This is a genomic window from Evansella sp. AB-P1, from assembly GCF_029688925.1.
Lineage (GTDB): Bacteria > Bacillota > Bacilli > Bacillales > Salisediminibacteriaceae > Evansella.
The window spans coordinates 1-2,324 of record NZ_JARUKY010000041.1; the positions used below are offsets into that span (position 1 = coordinate 1).

A 2,324-nucleotide genomic window follows, 5' to 3' on the forward strand; every position below is an offset into this window, starting at 1 on the left:
CACTTATAGTTTCATCCATAATCATATAGTTGAAACTGCATATCCCACTTCGCTTGGCTTTTTGTTTAGTTTTCAAAGGTCAAAAGAATAAAGTGTCGTTTTTCAGCGACTTTATTATCTTATCATTTATCACTGATATTCGTCAACAACTTTTTTATTTTTTGTTGTCAGTTGTTTTAGCGACAAGTAATAATATATCACCATAGTATATTAATTGCAATAGTTTTTTTAAAAAAACATCACAATAAAATTTATATTGTAATTTTATAGTTCTACTACTGATTCCCACTAAAATGAAACTCCACAATTTTTTTAAACACTCTTCTACCATGGAAGCTTTTAAGAATAAATTTAATTTTACTACAGATCACTACAACCTTATATCTTTCTATTTAAATTATATACAAAAACTTATATGCACTAAAAAACTCAAATCAAAATTGGAATTAGTACCATATAAAACGACTTTATATTTTCTTTACACCTAATGCGAAATGTATAAATATTTCCTCATCACAATCGTTAACCATTGTTTAAATTATGTTGACAATCTTGTTTCACTTCATATATTATATCGTTAACAACAATAGTTTTTTGGTTAACAATATTACAGGAGGGTTATTATGAATACAGAAAATACTAGTAAACGCGTATTTAAAGTTATTGATTTAACAAAAGCTGCAATGTTTATTGCTCTTATGGCAATCGGAGCAAATTTAACTGCATTTATTATGATTGGAGTTGTACCATTAACTTTTCAAACAGTCATTGCAATATTGGCTGGAGTTTTATTAGGTAAGAAAATAGGTACACTGTCAATGACAGGGTATGCATTAGTTGGTTTATTGGGGGCCCCTGTTTTCAGTCGATTCCAAGGGGGATTACATATGGTATTAAATCCAACATTCGGTTTTATCCTATCATTTATTCTTCTAGCATTTGTTGTTGGTTGGATAATTGAAAAATCTAGAGAAACAAACGGTCTGTCTATCTCAACCTACTTTATAGCATGCTACATAGGTTTATTTATTAATTATGTAATAGGAATTTTTTATATGTATTTTCATGCTCAATATATAATAGAAGCTACTAATGTGACTTTATTAGTTACTGCAACAAGTATGACCCCATTTTTTATAAAAGATGTTATCATTACTGGAATGGCCGCAACACTATGTCCGAAAATTGTAAAAGCATTAAATCTTTCTGGTGGACATATTAAAAATAATACAGAACGACCTGCATAATTTTTTATAGTTTTCTAGCCTGTAAATTAAAATACAAATGATAATGCTCAATTACGACGTTCTATCCGTTAAGACAACTCGCAGATAAAGTGATGTAACTGCTCGTAACTATTGCTTTTCTCATGGAGTCTCCACATTCAGAAACAATAAATCTTTATTTAAATCAAGAATGGCTATTAACTTAACCAATAATATAAATTAAATTTATACACAAAAAAACGCTTGGGACCAAGCGTTTTTTTGTGTTTTTGTTGTTAATCAATTATCTTATATTTTATTTTAAGTGTTTGATTGTTTTTTTGATACTACTTCAAAATCGTGAAGTAATAAATCTCCATCTTCTTCAACAAATACAAAACTAGCTAATAGTAAGTCATTTGGTGGATAACCTAACCTAGTATAATGATGGTTAACTTCTTGATCATCAAAGTAATGAATAGCAACCTTATTGATCTCAGCTATGATGGTGTCTCCTTCTGTTCTAATTTCTAACTGTTCATCTAAAACTAGCTGTAATCCTGGATTTAAAATTGAATCTTGAATAATTCCATAAAATTTTTCTTCCACCTGCGAAGTGTAATAAGATTCTCTCGCATTAGCCAAATAATCCTGAAATTCACAAGAATATATTAGTTGTCCCTTTTCCTTCTCAAAGAACTCATTAATAACCTTCTCAATTGCCTCATCTGTCATTAATGGACTTAAATAACCTCTTACTTCATCATAGCTCTTAAATTCTCCATTATAAAAACTTCCATTTTTATGCTGATGGTTTCCATAAAGTCGTTCCATAGCCTGAATGACTTCGTAGTACTTCCCTTTTACATTATATTGACTTGTTATATCCGTTTGAGCATAAACAACAATTGTAAGAAACACTAAAAAAATTGCAAAAACTAATCTCTTAAAATTTATATTTTTTCCATTCTTCACATTCATCAATCCCCAATACATAACAAGAGTATTAAAATATATATTTAATATCTTTCTATCCGCCAAATAAAATTGTTTTATGAGAAATGCTGTCATTATATTAGACGTCTAAGATTGGAAAAAGTTTCATAATTTATGTTTTTT

2 protein-coding genes are annotated in these 2,324 nt (G+C 28.7%); one reads left to right on the plus strand and one right to left on the minus strand.

Annotated features, from left to right (window positions below; all coding sequences use genetic code 11):
- Positions 1–623 precede the first annotated feature (623 nt).
- Entirely contained in the window at positions 624–1,247 is a 624-nt protein-coding gene (locus QA612_RS22390; protein WP_278286054.1) for a biotin transporter BioY, read from the plus strand.
- A gap of 279 nt (positions 1,248–1,526) precedes the next feature.
- Here QA612_RS22390 and QA612_RS22395 read toward each other — a convergent pair whose 3' ends face one another.
- Complete coding sequence (locus QA612_RS22395; RefSeq protein WP_278286055.1) at positions 1,527–2,180, minus strand: hypothetical protein; 654 nt, start codon at positions 2,178–2,180, stop codon at positions 1,527–1,529.
- Between the last annotated feature and the right edge of the window lie 144 nt (positions 2,181–2,324).